Source organism: Frankia sp. CcI49 (genome assembly GCF_001983215.1).
In the GTDB taxonomy this organism is placed as follows: Bacteria; Actinomycetota; Actinomycetes; order Frankiales; family Frankiaceae; genus Parafrankia; species Parafrankia irregularis.
In genome coordinates, this window is the sequence record NZ_MOWP01000006.1 from 308,692 (window position 1) to 328,304 (window position 19,613).

A 19,613-nucleotide genomic window follows, 5' to 3' on the forward strand; every position below is an offset into this window, starting at 1 on the left:
GAGGAGCAACGAGATGAGTGAGGCGAGCGAGGTCAGTGAGGTCAGCGAGACGGCCGTGCTCGCCGTTCCGGCGGAGCGGGTCTGGGAGGTCCTCAGCGCCACCGGCCGGTACGCGGAATGGGTCGCCGGAGTTCTGGAGGTCACCGACCACCACGGCGAGGCGACGGTCGGGCGCACCTACTCCGAACGCAACCGCACCGTCGGCCCGCTGACGACCCGATCGACCTGGACGGTCCGCGAGCTCGACCCACCCCGGCGGCGGGTCGACACCGGCACCGGTTTCGCCCCGATGCACGACATGACCAACGTGTTCGACGTCGAGCCCGTCCCGGTCGGCGACGGCCTGGGCACCAGGCTGACATACACGGTGCGCTACCGGCCTGGCCTCGGCCCGATCGGCCGGCTCATCGACCGCCTGCAACAGCCCGGCCTGCGCCGTTCGTTCCAGACGTCCATGCGCGCCCTGGAGGACCTGATCATCGCCGAGGGCGACGAGCCCGCAGGGCACGACGGCTGATCAGTGGGCACGACGGCTGATCAGTCCACGGCCTCCACACCGACGAGCCGCACCTGCCGGAAGGCGGCGAGCCGCTCGGCCTGAGCGTCGATCGAGGCGCGCAGGGCCTGGGTGAGCGGGCGCCACATCGTCAGGTTCAGCCGCAGCTTCCCGGCGGTCTGCCGCGGGCGCCACAGGCCGGCGACCTCTCCGCCGACGAGCACGGCGCCGGGCCGGCCGAGCACCGGCCACAGGGCCTTCGCCCGTGCCTGGTCGCCGACGAGCAACGCCCTGTCCCGAGCCTGCAGGAACAGGTCATAGGGCCCCAGCAGCCGGGTCGAGGTGACAGCACCGTGCCCCAGGCGATCCCTGTCCTCGGCGAGGATCCACCGGGCCTCGCCCTCGACGCACACCTCGACGGCGTCGGCGGGCCAGCGGGCTCGGATCTCCTTCACCGGAGCGTCGAGGAACTCCGCCACCTGCTTCGGTGCCGCCGGGCCCAGAAAACGCAGATAGCCCCGGATCACGTCGAACCGCGCGGGCACCGTGGCAGCCGCGATGAGCCCGGGGATCGGCCGCAGCACCGGCGGCGATGTACCGGGCACAAGCTCCAGGCCCGCACGCAGCGCCGCGAGCCGGAACGGCTGCTCGTACAGGTGGGTGGCCTGACAGGGCCGGCAGAAACGCAGGTACGGCGGGCCCATCAGCTCAGCCAGCCGAGCCGACACCTCGCCTTTGGTCATCGGACCGGTGACCAGCCCGCGCATCGCCGCCGCGACGGAGTCCAACGCGACGAGCGGACTGATGCCGGCGGCGCGCAGCGGCCGCGCCGCATCGAAGATCCGTTTCGCGGCGTCGGCCTCCGAGTACGGCGCGGTGGCCGCGGCCACGGTGGGCAGATCCTCTCGACGGTAGAGATGCGGCGCGCCGCGCAGTGTCCACACCGTCGCCAGCTCACCGCCACCGGGGCCGGGGCCGGCAGTGGCCCCGGCACCTCGGATCGCCAGCGCCCACCGCCCACCGTCGGGCCCGGTGTCCTGAACGCCGAAGTCGAGCACGGCCGCGCCGCCCGGCGCGGCCGCCGCGCCATCCAGCTGCTGGGCGTGCGCCCGGAACGCCAGCACCTCCGCCCGTGCCACCTCATCGACCATGCCCGCCACGATAGGAGGCACCGCCGACAAGTTCGGCTCCCGCGAGGCGACGGTCCGGGTGCCCCGGGTCCGCGGTCATGCTACCCCCCGATGGCATGACCACAGGCCTGGGGCACCTGGCACCCGGCACCCGGCACCCGGCACCCGGGCGCGGTGTACCCGGCCGGACGGTCGCGCCGGGCGTGCGCCGGCCATCCAGGTGAGGTGGCCACCGCCGCGGCTCCGCTCGGCCGGTGCCTGGCGCGAAGCATTTCACGGTATGCTTTCTCGACTTCTTCGCACCCGCCGGTGCCAAATTTCCTCGCGCCAATTCCTCCACCGGCCGAGGTGAATTTCCCACACTTCACATCACACGTTCTGGAATTCCTTCGGGACACCCTCGGATGCGCTGGCCACCGGTGCCCGCCCGAAATTCTGTCAGCCGCGCGGCGCACCTGACAACGCGTCCGGGGAGGAGCAGCGAGATGGGACGGCCGACCCGCGCTGACCTGCGGTAATCTTGGCGATGTGGGACGTGGTCCGTCACTGACGCGACCCGGCGGTAACAGAATGTCCACCGTTAGACACCGTGCGCGTTTGCTGGGGGGCCAGTCCGGATGGCAAAACACTCCGAGGAGCTGGGTGCACTCCTGTCGGAGCTGAAGCAGCGCAGCGGCCACAACTACGAATGGATCGGCCGGAGGGTCAACGCGAGCAAGTCCACCGTGCACCGCTACTGCACCGGCCGGACGATTCCGGTGGAGTTCGGAACGCTGGAACGCATCGCACGGTTGTGCGGTGCGGACAACGAGGAGATCGCTCGGCTGTTCCGGCTCTGGGAAGGCGTCAAAGCGCCTCCTTCAGGCACCGGGCCGGCCGACGCTCCGCTGGATGACGGCCAGCCCGCGAGCGCCCCGGAGCGGCCCGCCGGGAATCCGCCCGAACCGCCCGCGCCCGAACCGCCCGCGCCCGAACCGCCCGCGCCCGAGGCACCCGCGCACGGGGCGGCCACACCTGGGGCGTCCGGTCCGCCGGCGGGCCACGGTCGCCGGAGCCTGCGGACGGTGCTGGGGCTCGGGCCGGGCCCGCGGCGTCGACGACGTGGTGCCGTGCTCGCGGCCGTCCTGCTGTTCCTCGGCGCAGCCGGCGCCGCCGTGGTGGTGACGGCCCTGCCCGACCAGGACGCAGCGGTGGCCGGGCCGGCCGCACAGCAGCTCGGGCGTCCGCTCACCGCGGGCGGCGACTGGGCGTTGTCCGCGGTGTTCACCGCGGACGGGCAGCTGATGGCCACCAGCAACCGGGACGGCCAGGTGACGCTGTGGGACGTCACCGACCGGGCGTCGCCCCGGCGCCTCGCGCTGGAACTGACCGGGCCACAGGCGGGTGTCACCACGGTCGCCTTCTCCCCCGACGGGCGGACCCTCGCGGGCGGCGACTGGCAGGGCAACGTGTGGCTCTGGGACGTCACCGACCGCAGGAAGCCGGCATCGGCGGGGCAGGCGCTCGCCGGGCACACGAAACCCGTCTGGTCGGTGGTGTTCTCCACCGACGGGCGCACCCTCGCCACCGGCAGCGACGACCGGACGATCCGGCTGTGGGACCTGGCGGGCAGCGGCAGTCCAAGCCAGACCGCCCAGCTCTCCGGTGACACCACGTATGTCACCTCGGTGGCCTTCTCCCCCGACGACCGGATCCTGGCCGGTGGCGGCAACGGCGACACGATCCTGCTCTGGGATGTCTCCGACCGGCACGCGCCGCGCAGGCTGCCGCCGGGGCCCGCGACGCCCACACCCGCCTACGCCGTGGCGTTCGCTCCACGCAGGCCCGCGCCCACCAGCGACGGCCCGGCGCGCACCGCCGACGGCCGGCCACCCGCCGCGGCCAGCCGGGTGCTCGCCGTCGGCGAGGCCGACGGCTCCGTCCAGCTGTGGAACCTCGACGACGCCGCGCGGCCGCGCCTGCTCGCCGGTCCGCTGCGCGGGCACACCAACCGGATCTGGTCCCTCGCCTACTCCCCCGACGGCCGGACCCTGGCCACCGGAGGCTTCGACGCGGCGATCCGACTGTGGGACGTCTCCGACCCAGCCCGCCCGAAGCCGCTGGGCCATCCGCTGACCGGCCACAACGGCTGGGTGCTGTCGGTGCGGTTCGCTCCCGACGGCCACACGCTCGCCAGCGCGGGCATCGACCGCACCACCCGGCTCTGGTCGGTGCCCTGAACCGGGACGCCGATCCGGCGACGTGCCACGGCGCGGCGCACCCGTCGGCGGCCTTGCCGGTTTCCCGGGAATGTCGGACCCTCCGGCTACGGTCCGCGGGGACGGCGCCCGCGGCGTCCGTCCAGCCGGCACCCACCGGCCCCGCACCGACCGGCCCAGTACCGACCCGGCCCAGCACCCACTGGCCCCGCACCAACCGGCATGGAGGAGAGCGCGTTGACGCCACCGACACAGCCGCCGTCCGCCGTCGTGTTCGACTGCGACGGAACCCTGGTCGACAGCGAGATCTGCTGGCACCGGGCCTATTCCACCCTGTTCGGCCACCACGACCGCGTCTTCACCCCCGACCATCACGACACCCTCATCGGCCAGCCGCTGCCCGTCGTCGGCCGCGTCCTCACCGCCGCGCTCGGTTTCCCCGACCACCACGGCAGCAGGCTGATCGGCGACATCCTCGACCTCGTCACCGCCGAGCTCGCCGCCGGCGCGCCCGCCCGCCTGGGTGCCGTCCACCTGGTTCGCGAGCTCGCCGCGCTCGGCTACCCACTGGCCGTCGCCTCCAGTGCCCCCCGCGACCTCGTCCACCAGCATCTGGCCGGCGCCGGCCTGACCGACGCCTTCACCGCCGTCCTCGGCGGGGAGGACACCGACCAGCCCAAACCCCATCCCGACATCTATCTGCGGGCCTGCGCCGCGCTCGGCGCCCCGCCGGCACGCAGCATCGCCATCGAGGACTCACCTCCCGGGGTCGACGCCGCCCGCGCCGCCGGCATGTTCGTCATCGGCGTGCCCGGGCGCCCGCAGCTCGTCCTGGCCTCCCACCTCACCGTCGGGGATCTCACCGCCCCGCATCTGCGGCGCGTGCTCGGCCTCCCGCCCGCCGCACCGACCGCACCGCGGGCCGCGCCGACCGCACCGCCGACCTCGGTGGCGGGTGAACGTCGGGCCGCTCACTAGGGTGGGGCTTATGGAGAAGCCCGAAATCGATTTCGTCGACCCGACCCCGCCGACCGACCTGGTCGTCCAGGACATCACCGAGGGCACCGGCGCCGAGGCCACCGCGGGGCAGACGGTCTCCGTCCACTACGTCGGCGTCGCGCACAGCTCGGGTGAGGAGTTCGACGCCTCGTACAACCGCGGTCAGCCCTTCCGCTTCCGGCTCGGTGCCGGCCAGGTGATCTCCGGCTGGGATCAGGGCGTGCAGGGAATGAAGGTCGGCGGCCGGCGCCAGCTCGTCATTCCCCCGCACCTCGGTTACGGCGCCCGGGGCGCCGGCGGCCAGATCAAGCCGAACGAGACCCTCGTCTTCGTGGTGGACCTGCTCAGCGTCAACTGACGCGCCGGGCATTCGTCCCGCCGGCCCGTTCTCGCCGGGTTCCGTCCAGGCCGCACACCGTTGCGCGGGTGCGTGGCGCAAACGCGGGAACGGGCCACGCCTTGCCTCGGGAGCCCGGGGGCGACATCGTCCGCGGGAGCGGGAAACGGCAGCCGTCCGACTGCCGCCGAACGCCCCCGGACGGCACCGGCCGGCCAGCCGCGGCCGTCGCCCCGCCGCCCGGCGGGAGCGACTCGAGGGAGGCTGGCCGGACGTGCCCAGTGCATCGCGGTCGTCGTCGCCCTCGCAGGCGGCGCTCCGAGCCGATCTCGTCCTCGAGGGCGGCGGGGTGAAAGGCCTGGCGACGGCCGGGGCGGTGATGCACCTGCTCGAAGCCGGCTACACGTTCGAACGGGCGGCCGGTACCTCCGTCGGTGCCGTGGGGGCCGCACTCGTCGCCGCCGGGGCGGACAGCGCGGGCCTGCGGTCCGCCATCGACCGGCTGGACCTCGCCCGGGTCCCCGACCGGATGCCGCCCTGGCTGCCGGGCATCAGCGAGAGCCTGGGCCTCGCCACTCGCAGCGGGGCCTACCAGGGCGACTACCTGCACGGCTGGATGTACCAGGAGCTCGACCGGCTCGGGGTGACCACGTTCGGCCAGTTGCGCCGACGCGATTCCGGTGCCGACCCGAACCTGCCGGCCGAACACCGCTACCGGCTGGTGGTGATGGCCACCGACGTCACCCACGGCCGCCTGCTGCGCCTGCCGTGGGACTACCCCCGCCTCGGGCTCGACCCGGACACCCAGCTCGTCGCCGACGCCGTGCGGATGTCGGCGTCGATCCCGTTCTACTTCGAACCGTGCACCCTGCACAATCCGCTGGAGGGCACCACGTCCACGATCGTGGACGGCGGCGTGCTGTCGAACTTCCCCATCGACATCTTCGACCGGACGGACGGGCAGCCCGCCCGCTGGCCCACCATCGGTGTCAGCCTGTTCCCCGACCTGCCCGGAGGGCTCGGGGACCTTTCGCCGCTGTTGCGCCTTCTCCCGACCCCGGCGCCCCTGGATCTGCTGAAGGCCGTCGTCGCCACCGCCCTCGTCGGGCACGACCAGACCCACATGGACCGGTTCGGGGTGCGCTACCGGACGATGGAGATCGATACCTCGGGTGTCGGCATCACCGACTTCGGGCTCAGCGCGGCCGGGCGGCAGATGCTGCTCCACCGCGGCCAGGCGGCCGCCGCCGCGTTCCTCCTGGATCCCGCCCTGCGCGGGCAGGAGGCCGCGGCCGCGGCGGACGCCGCCAGGTCAGCAGCGGCGACGGCCTCCCTCACCGCGAAGGAATCCACAGCCGCGAAAGCCGCCGCCGCCGCGAAGGCTCCACGCTCCGCGACGTCGGCCCACCCGACGACGTCCGCCGCCGGTGCCAAACCCGCCGCCCAGACCCGCCGCACAGACGGTAAACGCGCTTCCGCCGGACCCGGCACAACAGGCACGCGAAGCACCAGAAGCACCAGCGGCACGAAGAAGTCGCCGGAATAGCACTGCTCTCCCCGGAGGGCGTGGAGAGCCGGCCGGAAGGTTCCCCGGCCTGCCGCTTCAGAAGGTGCCGCCGGTGCCTACCTTCGGCCAGCTGAGCGCCGGTGTGACGAGGCGGCGGCAGTGGCGTCGCGCAGCAGTGCGACGACGACATCCGCGGGGAGGCCGACGACGTTGTCGTAGGCACCGTCGTAGTGCGCCACCAACGCACCGCCGGCGCCCTGGATCGCGTAGCTGCCCGCCTTGTCGAAGGGCTCGCCGGAGGCGACGTAGGCAGCAAGCTCGTCGTCGCCGAAGTCGCGCATGGTCACCGCGGTGGTCGTGCTCCGGCCCAGGTCGGTGCCGGACTCACCGTGCACCACCACCACGGCCGTGATGACCCGGTGCATGCGGCCGCGCAGGGCTCGTAGCATCCGCGTGGCGTCCTGCTCGTCCGTCGGCTTGCCGAGGATGTTCCCGTCGAGCTCGACGATCGTGTCGCAGCCGATGACCAGCGCGTCCCGCGCGAAGCCCGCCTCCGTACCCGCGGCTGCCCCGGTAGCTGCGACTGGCCCGGTAGCTGCGACTGCCAGTGCCTTGCGGCGCGCAAGCTGAAGGGCGAAGTCCGGCGGATCGTCATAGCTCTCGACCGTCTCGTCCACGCCGCTGGTGACGACGGTGAAGGCGAGCCCCATCCTCGTCATGATCTCGCGACGGCGCGGCGATCCCGAGGCAAGGATGATCCGGTAGCCAGCCACGGCGCCCACGCTACCGGCCGCCCCGCCTCGGGCCGCGAAACGGTCAGGCGTTCGGGTCGAAGGCTATTCCTGCCGGCTTCGCCAACGCGAGGTGGTTGTTGAAGTTGCCGTCCTTCAGGCCGAACACGGCGCTGCCCCAGTTGGCCCCGGACAGGGTGTCACGGATGCCGGCCGGGTAGCCGTTCCAGCCGACCAGGTCGGGATACTGCCAGGTGTGATAGGCGTTCTCCGGCGGCTCGTCGCCCGAGTTCGCGGGACGGAAGCAGTGCGTGCTCAGACCGTCCTTGTGATAGACGATCTTCGGGTGCGTACCCTCCCAGCGGATCTGGCTGCTCGGGTAGATGTTGAAGTTGCCGTGTGCCGAGGTGGAGACATACAGCGCCTGGTTGTTCTGCACCCACACGACGACGTGTTCCCAGTCGTGCCGGTGGCCCCCGACGGTGGCCTGGTCCTTCTCGAAGTAGAGCCCGTAGATGATCGCACACCAGCCGTTGTTGCACTTGTACCGCGAATAGCCGTTGGTGTTGTCGAGGTCACTCGTGTCGTGGCACTGCCCGTTGAGCGCACCCGACGGGTTGAGCCCGCCGTTGAGCACTCCGGTCGGACCGATCGCGGGGGTTGAGTAGCAGCCGTCGGTGTCATAGTCGTAAGCCGGCTGGAAGGTCTGCTCGAAGGAATCGGCATTGGCAGGCAGCGCCGCCGGCGGGGCCGCCAGCGCGACACCACCGAGGAAGCCCACCAGCGCGGCGGCGCAGCCGAGGACAAACGTGATCCTCAGCCGCCTTCTCTTTCTCGACACTTCTCCTCCTGGTCGACCGCGGCACGGGTCAGGCGGTCGGGTAGGCGTGCGGCACCCATTCTCTGATCAACCATCAGCCGCCGGAGACGCAAAACATTTCGCCACGATGAAGCGCGGGAGAATATTGGAAGGCCGCAGGTCGGAGCACTGTGGGAGAGCCTCGATCCGCTTTCCCGGCCGGCACGGCATCGAATTCATGGCCAGGCCACCGACACCAGCCGAAGAACACGGGAACGAATCGCGTACGGAAGATTACCGATGAGCTGGCGGAGGCGTCATCGCGGCCGATGCCACGGCCGGGCAGCCGCCGGGCCGGCCACCACGTGACCGTCACCGCATGGGACCGCCCGGCCGCCCGCGGGCGAGCACCGGTGGCCCGGCGCGGCTACCGTGAGGGAACGGGCGATTCCCTTCCCAGCCGGACCGGGTGGAAATCGCGGGAGAAGGCAGGCCGGCATCGCATTTTTGCGCCTTGCTCCGAAAACTGAAATTCGTTCGGTCGAAGGTCACGGACGATGTGGCCAGGTGAGGTGTTGACCGTGTCTCCACGGCAGACCCGCCGACGACGGCGGGTGACGTTGTTTCTGTGCGGCGACGTGATGCTCGGCCGCGGCGTGGACCAGATCCTGCCGCATCCCGGCGACCCGCGCCTTTCAGAGCCGTTGGTCCGTGATGCCCGCACCTATGTGGGAATGGCGGAGGCGGCGAACGGCCCGGTCACCCGTCCGGTCGGCTTCGCCTGGCCCTGGGGCGAGGCGCTGTCCGTGTTCGACGAGGTCCGGCCCGACGTTCGGGTGGTGAACCTCGAAACGAGCATCACCCGGTGCGACGACGCGGACCCGAGCAAGCTGGTCCACTATCGAATGAACCCGGCGAACCTGCCCTGCCTGGCCGCTGCCCGGCCTGACGTGTGCGCGCTGGCGAACAACCATGTGCTCGACTTCGGCCGGGCGGGACTCGTCGAGACCCTCGACGCGCTGTCCGCGACCGGGCTGACAGTGGCGGGAGCCGGAGTCCGTCTCGACGAGGCACACCGCCCCGCCGCGGTGGGGATCGGCGCGGGCCGGCGGGTGGTGGTCTTCTCCTTCGGCACGCCCTCCAGCGGCGTTCCGCCGACGTGGGCCGCGACAGCGGCCCGGCCCGGTGTCGACGTCGTCCCCGACTTTTCCGAGGCCGCCGCGGCCGAGGTCACCGCCCGCGTCCGGCGGGTGAAACACCCCACCGACCTCGTGGTCGCGTCCATCCACTGGGGATCCAACTGGGGCTACGGTGTGAGTGACGAGCAGATCGCCTTCGCGCACCGGCTGATCGACGGCGGTGTGGACATCGTGCACGGGCATTCGTCGCACCATCCGCGTCCGGTCGAGGTGTACCGGGACAGGCTCGTCCTCTACGGCTGCGGCGACTTCGTCAACGACTACGAGGGCATCACGGGTTACGAGCAGTACCGGGACGATCTGCGGCTGGCCTATTTCGTCTCCTTCGACGTCGACGCGGGCGACGCGGGCGACGCGGGCCTGGCAGGGCTGCGGATTGTTCCCCTGCGTGCGCGGCGGATGCGCCTGGAGTACGCGGAGCACGCGGATACCGTCTGGCTTCGTACGCTCCTCGAGCGGATCAGCGGCGGCTTCGGCACCCGGTTCGCGGGGCCACCGCGAGACCCCCTGATCGACCGGCTCGAACTGCGGCTGCGGACATCGCCACCGGAACTCCGACCGTGAACCAGACGGGCCCGAGCCCGGAAGCCGAACAGCGGTGCCGGGCCGGTCCGGGTCGGCCGGTCCGGGGTCGGTCAGTCCGGGGTGGGCAGCCGGGCGGTCACGAGGGTGGTGAGCTTGCCCGTCCCGGCGTCGATGATCTCCACATCGGCGAAACCGCCGTGGAGATGGGCGGTGGCGCGCGCCGGCCCGGTGGAGATCGGGCGCAGGTAGCGGACGTTCAGGGAGAGCAGGTCCGCCGGCTCGTCGAGCAGCGACAGCACCGCCTCCTCGGCGGCGAAGGCCACCAGGCCGCCCTGGATCGCGCCCGAGGAGTTCAGTCCGTCCAGCCGGCGCGGCATCTCGATCTCGCCGGGCTTGGTGACCGTGCGGCCGACACGGTCGGCGAGCGGCTCGGTCAGCACGGTGCTGGCCGGGCTCAGTTTCGGGAATCCGGCCGGGAAGACGTGCGCCGGGTTCGGTGAGACGACGAACGACGCGTACGACAGCGCCGCCAGCTCCCCGGTGCGACCGTCGAAGAAGCGGGTCTCGCACACCGTCACGGTCTGGCCGATCTTGATCGCGGTGGCCACGGCCTCCACCCGGTCACCGACCCGCGGCGTGCGACGGACCTGCACCTCCAGCTCCAGCGTGACCGAGATGCGTGGGTACCTCGCCTGCGCGGCCACCGCGCCGGCCAGGACGTCCGCCCAGGTCGCGAGCACGGACGTCCGCAGCAGCGAGGTTCCCGGCAGGCACACCTCGGGCCTGACCTCCGCCTGGCCGCGCCGCGTCGTGCCCTCACCGGACGTCTGCATGCCGAGCTCTGCGACGATGTGGCGCCGCGGCCCGGCGTCCGTCCCGGTGCCGGCCTCGTCGGGCGCCGGGTCAGCGGGCCCTGCGGGCGCAGTCGATGTCATGGCGATTCCCCCGCAGGCCGTGAAAGGCGGCCGATCGACAGCCGCTTGCTCCGCCCACCGTCGCACCCGCCGCTGCTCACCCGCAAGCGACCCTTCGGTGGGCGACCGGGCCCCGCAGGCGGGACCGACCGCGAGAAGGTGCCCACGCGGCCCGGCAACACGGCCAAACGGCACAACAAATCTTGACATTCAGCAGTGCCAGCAATGGCACCGATAAGTGTCGGGGGCTAGCGTGGGTGAATGACCGTGACTGAACGGCCGCTCGCCGAGGCCAAGCGGCAGGCCGCGCTTGACCACGTGCTCACGGCTGCCCGGCGCTTCGTCATCGAGAACAGTCTCGACGCGACGATGGACCAGCTGGCCGAGGCCTCCGGCGTCAGCCGCCGCACCCTGTTCCGTCTCTTCGGCACCCGCGAGAAGCTCATCGCCAGCGGCTTCCGCACGGCGATGGACGCCTACCTGCGGGAGCTGCCCGCATACGAGGGGGGCACCGAGCACTGGCTGCGAGCGACCTGCGAGGCGGCCCACCGGATGAACGACTCGATCGGCCCCGGCTACTGGGAGCTGGCGTCGCGGTCCGAACTGCCACCGGACCTCGCGGCCGTGCAGGCCGACCTGCTCCACCAGTGGCACTCCCGGATCAGCGAGATCACCCAGACGCTCTGGCAGGCGAGCGGCGGCGACCAGGATCCGCCCGCGAAGCTGGTCACGACCGTCAGCGCCCATCTCAGCTCGCATTTCACGGCTGCTGTCGTCACCGACGCCCGGCGGGACTGGCAGACCGCGAGCGCGCTGGCCTACGAGGCCATCCTCACCACGCTCCGCCAGCTCACCGCCTGACGCCGGCCCACCGCTCGACGCCGGCTCACCGCCTGATCATGCGGCAGGTGACAGGTAACCAGACACCGGTTCGGCGCGTGGCCGGGATTCCCGGTATATCCGTGGTAGCGGACCGCGCCCGGCCGCTGTGCATCGACCAGGAGTGACGAGGAGAAAATGAGCGAGGAAACCGAACGTTTCGAGGTGACGCGCCAGATCGCCGCATCACCCGCGCAGGTCTTCTCCGTGCTGTGCGATCCGCGGGGGCATGTCGCGATCGACAGCTCGGGCATGCTGCAGTCGGCGGACGGCGACCCGGTGGCGGGGGTCGGCGACCACTTCGTCGTCCACATGGACCGGGAATCCCTCAACGACTATCCGCTCGGAAAGTACGACGTCACGGTGACGATCACCCGGTTCGAGCGGGACGCCCTGATCGAATGGACGATCAGCGGGCTGATCGACCCGCCGATTCGCCACCTCTACGGCTACCGGCTGGCTCCCAGCGAAATCGGGACGGCGGTGACCTCCTACTACGACTGGAGCCAGATCGACGACGCCTACCGGGGAGCCGGCATCTTTCCGGTCATCCCGGAGGCGGCGCTGCGCGCGACCCTGGGCATTCTGGCGCGCACGGTGGAGAGCCGTCCGCAGTCGGCGGGCTGACCCGCACCCGGACGGCTCTCCACTTCGTCGTCAGCGCAGCACCCTCATCGCCAGCTCAGCCTGACAACGCCCCGGCAGCCCGGCCCGCTCACCGGCTGGGCTCCGGCTCGGGGGCCCCGAAGTAGGCCTGTTCGAGGCGCCCCGAGTCCCCGGCCAGCTCCGCCGCCGGGCCGCTGAGCACGACCTCGCCCCGGCGCAGGACGGCCGCCTGGGTCGCGACGCCGAGCGCGAGGTCGACATGCTGCTCGACGAGCAGCACCGCGCAGCCGTGCTCGTCGGCGATCCGCTGGACGGTCCGGAACAGGGCCGCGACGACCAGCGGCGCCAGACCCATGCTGAGCTCGTCCACGAGCAGGACCTTCGGCTGCTGGATCAACGCCCGCGCCAGTGCCAGCATCTGCTGCTCGCCGCCGGAAAGCGCCCCCGCCGGGATGCTCCAGCGTTTCTCGAGGTCCGGGAAGATCTCCAGCATCGCCCTCGGTTCGGGCCCGCCGCGGCGTGCCGCGACGCGGAGGTTCTCCTCGACGGTCAGCGTGTTGAACAGGCATCGGTTGTCCGGGACGAGCACGACACCGGCCGCGTTGGCGACGTTCGGCCGCCCACCGCGCAGCGGCCTGCCGTCGAGGCTGACCGTGCCGCCCTTGACCGGCAGCAGGCCGGCCAGGGTCAGCAGCAGCGTCGTCTTGCCGGCACCGTTCGGCCCGAGCAGGGCGAGCACGGAGCCCGCGTCCACGGTGAGGTCGATGTCGCGGAACACGGTGGTCGCGCCGCGGCCACCGGCAAGCCCGGAACAGCTGAGCATCGTGGTCACCGCCCCACCGCCGCGGCCTCGGCCTCCGCCGGCCCGGCAGGCCCGCCCGATCCGTCCGCGCCGTCTGCCGCGGCCGGCCCGGCTGTGGTCGACGCGACGGACGCGTCCCGTGCGTCCGGCGCGTCCGGTGCGTCCGAGTCGTGGACGGTGCCGAGGTAGGCGTCGGCGACGGCCCGGTCGGCGCGGATCGCCGCCGGGTCGCCCTCGGCGATGACCTTCCCGAAGTCGAGCACGTAGATGTGGTCGCAGACGCCGAGCACCAGGGCCACGTCGTGGTCGACGAGGAGCACGCCGACACCGGTCCGGGCGATGGAGCGGACCTTCGCGCCGAGCCAGGCCGACTCGGTCGTGTCGAGGCCGGCGGCCGGCTCGTCGAGCAGCAGGACCTCGGGCTGCGCCGCGCAGGCCCGGGCGATCGACACGAGCTGTCGTTCACCGTGGCTGAGCTCGCCGGCCGGGCGCTGCGCCCGGTCCGTGAGGCCGACCAGGGCGAGCGCGTCCGCCAGGGCGCGATGGCGCCGATCACCGCGGACGCCGTACAGGGCGGCGCTGACGTTCTCGGCGACGGTCAGGTCGTCGTGGAGCTCCAGGGACTGGAAGGTGCGTCCGAGGCCCTGATGGATCCTGCGATGGGTCGGCTCGGTATCGAGGCGCGCCTCACCCAGTCGGACGGTTCCGGTGGCCCGGGTGAAGCCGGTGATGGCGTCGATGACGCTGGTCTTGCCCGCGCCGTTGGGGCCGATCAGTCCGACGATCTTCCCCGGTTCGACGCGCATCGAGACGTCCGACACCGCCGTCATCCCGCCGTAGCGGACGGTCAGGCCGTCGACGAGCAGCGGCCGTGTGTCCCGGCGGACCGCTGTCTCCGGCTCCGCGGTTGTCTCCGGCTCCGCAGTTGTCGTCGAAGTGGTCTCCTCGGACGCCGGAGATGTCACGGACGCAGCCGGCGTCCCCGGCGTCACAGCCGTCTGCGCCGTCGGCGGGCTGCCGTCCGGCCGGCGCCGGGCGCGGCGTTCGGCGAGACGGTCGGCGAGGTCGTGGCCGCCGCTGGCGACGCCTTCGGGGTGACCGATGAGGACGGCGATCACGGCCAGCCCGGACAGCACGGAGAACCAGTCCCCGACGTGCACCCACCGGTCGAACGCGATGAAGACGATGCCCGTCCCGGCGGTGATGCCCGCGGTGATCCCGCCGTAGACCGACGTGACACCGGCCAGGTAGGCGGTGGCCAGCAGGGTCAGGCCGCCGATCGCGGTGAACGAGTCGTAGGTGACGACGCCGCGGCGGTAGGCCAGCAGCGCACCGCCGAGACCGGCGATGAAGGAGGCCAGCGCGAAGCTGATCACCTTGATCCGCACCACGTTCACGCCGATTCCCGCCGCGGAGCGCTCGTTGGCACGCACGGCGAGCATGGCCGAGCCGAGCGCGCTCATCCGCAGCCTGGCCACGCCCCAGCAGACCGCCACCAGCACGGCCAGGCACAGCAGGCCGAACTCGATCCGTGGGAAGGCCTTCCCACTGCCGATCCCGAGGTCGAGGCCGAACAGCGACGGCTGGGTGACCCGGGCGCCCTCGGCGTCGACGATGTCGGTGTTGCGGAACCAGACGGCCTCCATCGCGTAGGCCAGTGCGAGCGTGACGATGCCCAGGGTCAGCCCGCGCAGCCGCAGCGCCGGCAGCCCGATGACGACGCCGAGCCCCGCCGCGAACAGGGCCGCGAGCAGCGGCGCGAACGGGAACGGCACATGCCAGCTCTGGGTCAGCCCGGACAGCGTGAACGCGGCGGCGCCGGCGAGCGCCAGCTGGGCGAGGGAGACCTGCCCGGCGTAGCCGGTCACCACGACCAGTGACAGGCCGATGATCGCGGCGATGAAGGTGCCGATCACCGCGGCCCGCCAGGTGCCGTCGGTCGCCAGCAGCGCGACCACCGCGATCGCGGTGCCGACCACGGTGGGCATGGTCAGCGAGCGTGGCCGTGGTGCCCGGCCGAGCGACTGGCGGACGAGCCCGCCGCGGATCGGCATCGCCCGGCCGGTGGCCAGCAACGCCACCATGATCACGATCAGCGGCACCAGCTCCGAGGAGCCGGTCCTCGGCAGCCAGGAGTGGTCGCCGGCCAGACTGGTCGCCTCGGACTGCAGCATCCCCACCGCCAGCCCGGCGGCCACCGTGGGCAGCAGGTTCTGGAAGCCGCCGACCACGGCCGCCGCCAGTGCCGGCACGACGAACAGGGTGTACGTGCTCGGTGCCAGCGGGCTCAGCGGGGCGATCAGGATCCCGGCGGCTCCGGCGACCACACCGCTGATCATCCAGTTGTACAGTGCCAGCTGGTCCGGCTTCACCCCGCTGACGAACGCACCGGTCTGCGACTCAGCGGCGGCCCTGGTCAGCAGGCCGAACCGGGTGAAGCGAAAGGCAGCCCACAGGACGACGGCGAGCGCCACCACCGTCACCGCGAGGTACAGCCGGTCGGACAGGATCAGCAGCGACCCGATCTCCCACCGCTCGGACGGGAAGATGTTGCCCACCGACACCGGCGCGGTGCCGACCCGGATCGCCAGCAGCGACTGGAGGACCACCAGGACGCCGAGCGAGGCCACCGCCCGGGCCAGCGGCGGCGCCTCCCGCAGCGGCCGGAACACCAGCACGTAGAGCACCGCGCCCAGCAGCCCGCCGATGAGCAGCGCGATCACCAGCGCCGGGGCCAGCCCCAGCGGCCCGCCCAGTTCGGCGTACGTCGGCAGGCCGGGCAGCAGCACCAGCAGCTGCCCGTCCCGCAGGGCCGCGTACGAGTAGGCGACGTAGGAGGCCACCGCCCCGGTCGCGAAGTTGATGACCCCGGAGCTGCGGTAGGTGAGGACCAGCGCCAGGGCGAGCGCCGCGTACACCCCTCCGTTACCGAGCCCGAGCAGCAGTGAACCGAGATGATCCATGGCGATCTCCTGATCGGCGTCCTGGGCGCGGGTCGGCTCAGCTCTCGATCGGCGTGGCGTTGACGGACCTGTACTCGGTGGCGTTGCCCGAGCCGTCCAGCGTCGTGGTCAACCAGCCGCGCACGCACACCGCGGGCAGCGAGGGGAAGGCCTTGCTGTTGCACCGGAACTTCAGGCCGCCGCCGGCGGGCAGCTCCGTCTCCGGCATCGCCCGGATGGCCTTGATGATCGACTCGCCGGTGATGTCGCCGGTGACGCCGTCGGCCGCGGCCTCGAACGCGGCGACCTCCATGAACATGTTCATCCCGGCGATGCGTCCGGTGTCGATGCCCTTGCCGTAGGTCGTCGCGACCGTGTTGTACAGCTGGGTGGACGGGTTGTCGGCTCCGATCGGCGCCATCGCCGGGACGACCGCGCCCTCGAGGAAGTCGCCCGGCACGGCCTTACGGGTCTTGTCGGACATGCAGTTGGAGATCGGGGTGATGGCTCCGTCGTAGGCGACCGCACGCAGGCCGTTCAGCGCCGCGATGCAGAACGCGTCGTTCCCGACGATCTGCACGAGCCCGGGCTTGCCGTCGGCGACGCCCTGCATCTGGGGTGTCATGTCGGCGGTTCCCGGCGGGACCGGGACGGACTCCAACTCGATGCCCACGGCATTGAACTTCGGCTCGGACGCGCGCAGGACGACCATCGTGGACGGCACGTCGATGGCGACGATCGTCACCTTCTTCACGCCCTGGCTCTTCGCCAGCTGGACGAGCGCGTTGATCGTGTAGGACGTGTCGGTCAGCGCGAACGTCGACTCGGTGTCCTTGAGCGGTGCTCCGGCCGCGTAGGCGAGCATCACCGGCATGCGGGCCTCGTGCAGGGGCTCCCAGATGGCCTCGGCGACGGACGAGGAGCCGACCAGCACGGCGGCGACGTCCTCCTCGACCATCCGGTTCGCGCAGTCGGTGCCCTTGGCCGGGTCGGCCAGCGCGTCGCACTCGACGAGCTCGATCGGCCGGCCGGCGAGCCCGCCTCGGTGCTCGTTGAGGTACTTCACGGTCGCGTTGGCGACGGCGCCTTCGATGGACAGGTCGGAGACGGGGCCCTTGCCGTCGGAGATGAGCCCGATGCGCACCGGTGCGCCGGAGGCCGGATCCACCGGCCCGAGTAACCCGGCGGCGGTGCTGCTGCCGGCGGTGTCGGCAGCGGCGGGCTTGTCGCTGTCGCCGCCGCCGCAGCCGGCGACCAGCAGCAGCGTCAGGGCCGACAGGGCCGCGACGGCCCCCCGTGCGTGGACCCCACGGCTTCGGCGCCGCCGACGCGGGCTCGGTTCGGACGGGTGCTGGGTTCGCTGCATGGTCGCCACTCCACTGTCGGTCGAATTGCGCGCAGTCGGTCGAGATGCGCAGGGTCGGTCGGGACGTCGGGACGTCGGGATGCACTCGGCCCACGCATCGACACCGGCGTCGACACAGCCGCGTGGCCGGCCTCGGATCTCCAGAAGACCCAGGTCAGCGACATCGAACGTCGTCCCCGCCGCCTGGGAGACCGATCGTGACAGCGGGTTTCATCAAAGTCAATATCGAGTTCGATATTGACTTTTTGCCCATGAGCAATCCAGGGATGCGACGGACCCCGGTCGTTCACCCCAGGCCGTTCACGCCGGGCGGGTCACCCCCGCCCGGCGACAGCCCTGCCCGGCGCAGCCCCGAGCCCGGCGGGTGATCAGCCAGGCTTCTCCATGTCGACGAACTCGACGGACCCGTAACCGTCGAAGGCCTCGGTATGCCGACCCGTCTCGGCGAAACCGACGCGCCGGTACACGCGGACGGCGCGTTCGTTGAAGGCCGCGACGTGGAGCACGACGCGGCGCCGGCCGTGGATGGGCTGGGCGAACGCCAGCCCAGCACGGACGAACCGCTCACCAAGCCCGCGACCGGTGAGGTCCGGCCGCAGGCCGAGCCCATAGAACAACGCGTCGCCGCACGGCTCGAAGAAGTAGAAGCCGGCGAGGCCTCCCCGCTCCTCGCGCACGGCGAAGAACAGCTCCGGATTCTTCACCGGCAGTCCGTCGCTGTCATAGAAGTCGTAGGGCGGGTCATAACTCCAGGCATCGCGTTCACGGAACATGGCATCGTCCGCCGGTTCTATCCTCACCGATCCCACCCGTCCTGAACGCGATTCGGTCCCATCCAGCAGCGTAGGTCGCGCGGATGCGCGGCGGCCGGCCGCCGCGCATCCGGGGAACACCGGCCCGGGCGCGCCTGCGGGCGCGACGCGACGACCGTCCGGTGACGTTCACGCAGGCTCAGGGCAAGGTCAGCTCGCGGGCGTTGTCCACCATGATTCGCCGCTGCGCCTGCGGAGAGAACCCGGCCAGTCCGGCGAGGAAGTCCCTGGGCTCGCGCAGGCCCTCGGCATGCGGCCAGTCCGAGCCGAACAGGATCCGCTCGACCGGAAGGTGGGCGGCCAGATCCTCGACCCGGTCCTCCACGAACGGAGCGACCCAGCAGTGCTCGATGAACTGGTCGACCGGCGAGGTGCGGAACGTACCGGGGTGCTGCGCGGCGAGCAGTTCCAGCCCGTGCAGCAGCGGGCCCACCCAGGTTCCGCCGCTTTCGATGAAGGCGAAACGAAGCCCGGGATGGCGCTCGAAAAGCCCATGGGTGACCAGTGCCGCGGCGAAGTCGTGCACGAGACGGTGCTTCATCAGCATCTGCACGAACGGCTCGCTCACGGTGAGCGCGTTGGTGTCCCCGGTTCGCTCGGCGGCCCGGTAGCCCCAGGCCCGCGCGACGGCCATCTCCACCTCGCGATAGCCCTCGTCATAGCCGAGGTGCGGCGCTACGACGATGCCCGCCTCCTGCACCCGGGCCCAGAACGGGTCGAAGACGGGATCCGCCGGCGAGATCGTGCCGTCCGGGGTGAAGGCCGGGCCGTTGCGAATGCTGACCACCCGCGCGCCGCGTTCCAGCGCCCATTCCAGCTCGGCGACGGCGCCATCCGGATCGGACAGCGACAGGAAGGGCGCGCCGAAGATCCGGTTCGTGTATGCGAAGCCCCAGTCGTCGTCAACCCAGCGGTTGAAGGCGCGCAGCACCTCCAGCGCACCCTCGATGTCCGGCTGCATCGGCCCCTCGATGCACACGGCGTGCGACGGGAACATCCAGACCGCCTCGACGCCCTGGGCGTCCATGCAGGCCAGCCTGGCGTCACGGTCGAACCACTCCGGATGCTCGGCCGGCACCTCGCAGGAAAGCTCGTGGCCGATCGAGCCCTTGTCCGAACGCCCGCTGAAGTAGTCGAACAACGCGCCCGGGCGCGGCCGAGGATGCGCGTCTCCCGGGCCGGGCAGGATGGGGTGCGCGCGATCACCGAGAAAATAGCGTGGGATGCCGTCGATCTCGACCACACGTAGRCCACGGTCGGCGAACCGCGGGTCGCGGTGGCGGGTGAAGGCGTCGCTCGACTCCCAGTAGTGGTTGTCGGCGTCGAAAACCGTGTCGATACCCGATGAGCCGGTGCCAGCTGACATGACTG

At 71.7% G+C, this 19,613-nt stretch carries 17 protein-coding genes; 8 read left to right on the top strand and 9 right to left on the bottom strand.

All coding sequences use genetic code 11. The features are described 5' to 3' along the window. The first annotated feature begins 13 nt into the window (after positions 1–13). Positions 14–517 (top strand): SRPBCC family protein, encoded by a 504-nt coding sequence (locus tag CcI49_RS05445; protein ID WP_076824728.1) that lies wholly within the window; start codon positions 14–16, stop codon positions 515–517. 20 nt (positions 518–537) lie between these two features. On the opposite strand, the gene CcI49_RS05450 is transcribed toward CcI49_RS05445, so the two are convergent. Further along, on the bottom strand, positions 538–1,647 hold the full coding sequence (locus CcI49_RS05450; protein ID WP_076824730.1) for a winged helix DNA-binding domain-containing protein: 1,110 nt from the start codon (positions 1,645–1,647) through the stop codon (positions 538–540). A 596-nt stretch (positions 1,648–2,243) separates the two neighbouring features. Between CcI49_RS05450 and CcI49_RS05455 the strand changes: the two genes are divergently transcribed. The 4 genes from CcI49_RS05455 to CcI49_RS05470 all read left to right on the top strand — a co-directional run bounded on the left by CcI49_RS05455 (position 2,244) and on the right by CcI49_RS05470 (position 6,706). Continuing rightward, positions 2,244–3,845: a helix-turn-helix domain-containing protein gene (locus tag CcI49_RS05455; protein ID WP_076824732.1), complete on the top strand. Its 1,602-nt coding sequence runs from the start codon at positions 2,244–2,246 to the stop codon at positions 3,843–3,845. 216 nt (positions 3,846–4,061) lie between these two features. Further along, complete coding sequence (locus CcI49_RS05460) at positions 4,062–4,802, top strand: HAD family phosphatase (protein WP_235498023.1); 741 nt, start codon at positions 4,062–4,064, stop codon at positions 4,800–4,802. A 10-nt stretch (positions 4,803–4,812) separates the two neighbouring features. Next, complete coding sequence (locus tag CcI49_RS05465; protein ID WP_054567922.1) at positions 4,813–5,181, top strand: FKBP-type peptidyl-prolyl cis-trans isomerase; 369 nt, start codon at positions 4,813–4,815, stop codon at positions 5,179–5,181. Positions 5,182–5,434: 253 nt separating this feature from the next. After that, positions 5,435–6,706 carry a patatin-like phospholipase family protein gene (locus CcI49_RS05470; RefSeq protein ID WP_076824734.1) on the top strand — a complete coding sequence of 424 codons (1,272 nt, stop codon included), beginning with the start codon at positions 5,435–5,437 and terminating at the stop codon, positions 6,704–6,706. Positions 6,707–6,783: 77 nt separating this feature from the next. Here the strand turns inward: CcI49_RS05470 and CcI49_RS05475 are convergent, their stop codons facing one another. Beyond that, positions 6,784–7,449, bottom strand: a complete 666-nt coding sequence (locus CcI49_RS05475; RefSeq protein ID WP_076824736.1) for a Maf family protein — start codon at positions 7,447–7,449, stop codon at positions 6,784–6,786. A 34-nt stretch (positions 7,450–7,483) separates the two neighbouring features. Continuing rightward, positions 7,484–8,239, bottom strand: a complete 756-nt coding sequence (locus tag CcI49_RS05480) for an NPP1 family protein (RefSeq protein ID WP_076824738.1) — start codon at positions 8,237–8,239, stop codon at positions 7,484–7,486. 572 nt (positions 8,240–8,811) lie between these two features. Between CcI49_RS05480 and CcI49_RS05485 the strand changes: the two genes are divergently transcribed. Next, entirely contained in the window at positions 8,812–9,960 is a 1,149-nt protein-coding gene (locus CcI49_RS05485) for a CapA family protein (protein ID WP_241839909.1), read from the top strand. Between the two features lie 71 nt (positions 9,961–10,031). On the opposite strand, the gene CcI49_RS05490 is transcribed toward CcI49_RS05485, so the two are convergent. Further along, positions 10,032–10,856 (bottom strand): hotdog domain-containing protein, encoded by an 825-nt coding sequence (locus tag CcI49_RS05490; RefSeq protein WP_054567650.1) that lies wholly within the window; start codon positions 10,854–10,856, stop codon positions 10,032–10,034. Between the two features lie 240 nt (positions 10,857–11,096). Here CcI49_RS05490 and CcI49_RS05495 point away from each other — a divergent pair, with 240 nt between their 5' ends. Continuing rightward, complete coding sequence (locus CcI49_RS05495) at positions 11,097–11,696, top strand: TetR family transcriptional regulator (protein WP_076824740.1); 600 nt, start codon at positions 11,097–11,099, stop codon at positions 11,694–11,696. Between the two features lie 156 nt (positions 11,697–11,852). Continuing rightward, entirely contained in the window at positions 11,853–12,341 is a 489-nt protein-coding gene (locus tag CcI49_RS05500; RefSeq protein ID WP_054567652.1) for an SRPBCC family protein, read from the top strand. A gap of 88 nt (positions 12,342–12,429) precedes the next feature. On the opposite strand, the gene CcI49_RS05505 is transcribed toward CcI49_RS05500, so the two are convergent. The 5 genes from CcI49_RS05505 to CcI49_RS05525 form a co-directional block, all read right to left on the bottom strand. Next, positions 12,430–13,143: an ATP-binding cassette domain-containing protein gene (locus CcI49_RS05505; RefSeq protein ID WP_054567923.1), complete on the bottom strand. Its 714-nt coding sequence runs from the start codon at positions 13,141–13,143 to the stop codon at positions 12,430–12,432. A 5-nt stretch (positions 13,144–13,148) separates the two neighbouring features. Then, positions 13,149–16,085 (bottom strand): branched-chain amino acid ABC transporter permease/ATP-binding protein, encoded by a 2,937-nt coding sequence (locus CcI49_RS05510; protein ID WP_076824742.1) that lies wholly within the window; start codon positions 16,083–16,085, stop codon positions 13,149–13,151. A 37-nt stretch (positions 16,086–16,122) separates the two neighbouring features. After that, a complete protein-coding gene (locus CcI49_RS05515; protein WP_054567654.1) occupies positions 16,123–17,430 on the bottom strand; it encodes an ABC transporter substrate-binding protein in 1,308 nt (435 codons plus the stop codon). 368 nt (positions 17,431–17,798) lie between these two features. Further along, a complete protein-coding gene (locus tag CcI49_RS05520; protein ID WP_076824744.1) occupies positions 17,799–18,230 on the bottom strand; it encodes a GNAT family N-acetyltransferase in 432 nt (143 codons plus the stop codon). Positions 18,231–18,381: 151 nt separating this feature from the next. Further along, complete coding sequence (locus tag CcI49_RS05525) at positions 18,382–19,608, bottom strand: amidohydrolase family protein (RefSeq protein ID WP_076824747.1); 1,227 nt, start codon at positions 19,606–19,608, stop codon at positions 18,382–18,384. Between the last annotated feature and the right edge of the window lie 5 nt (positions 19,609–19,613).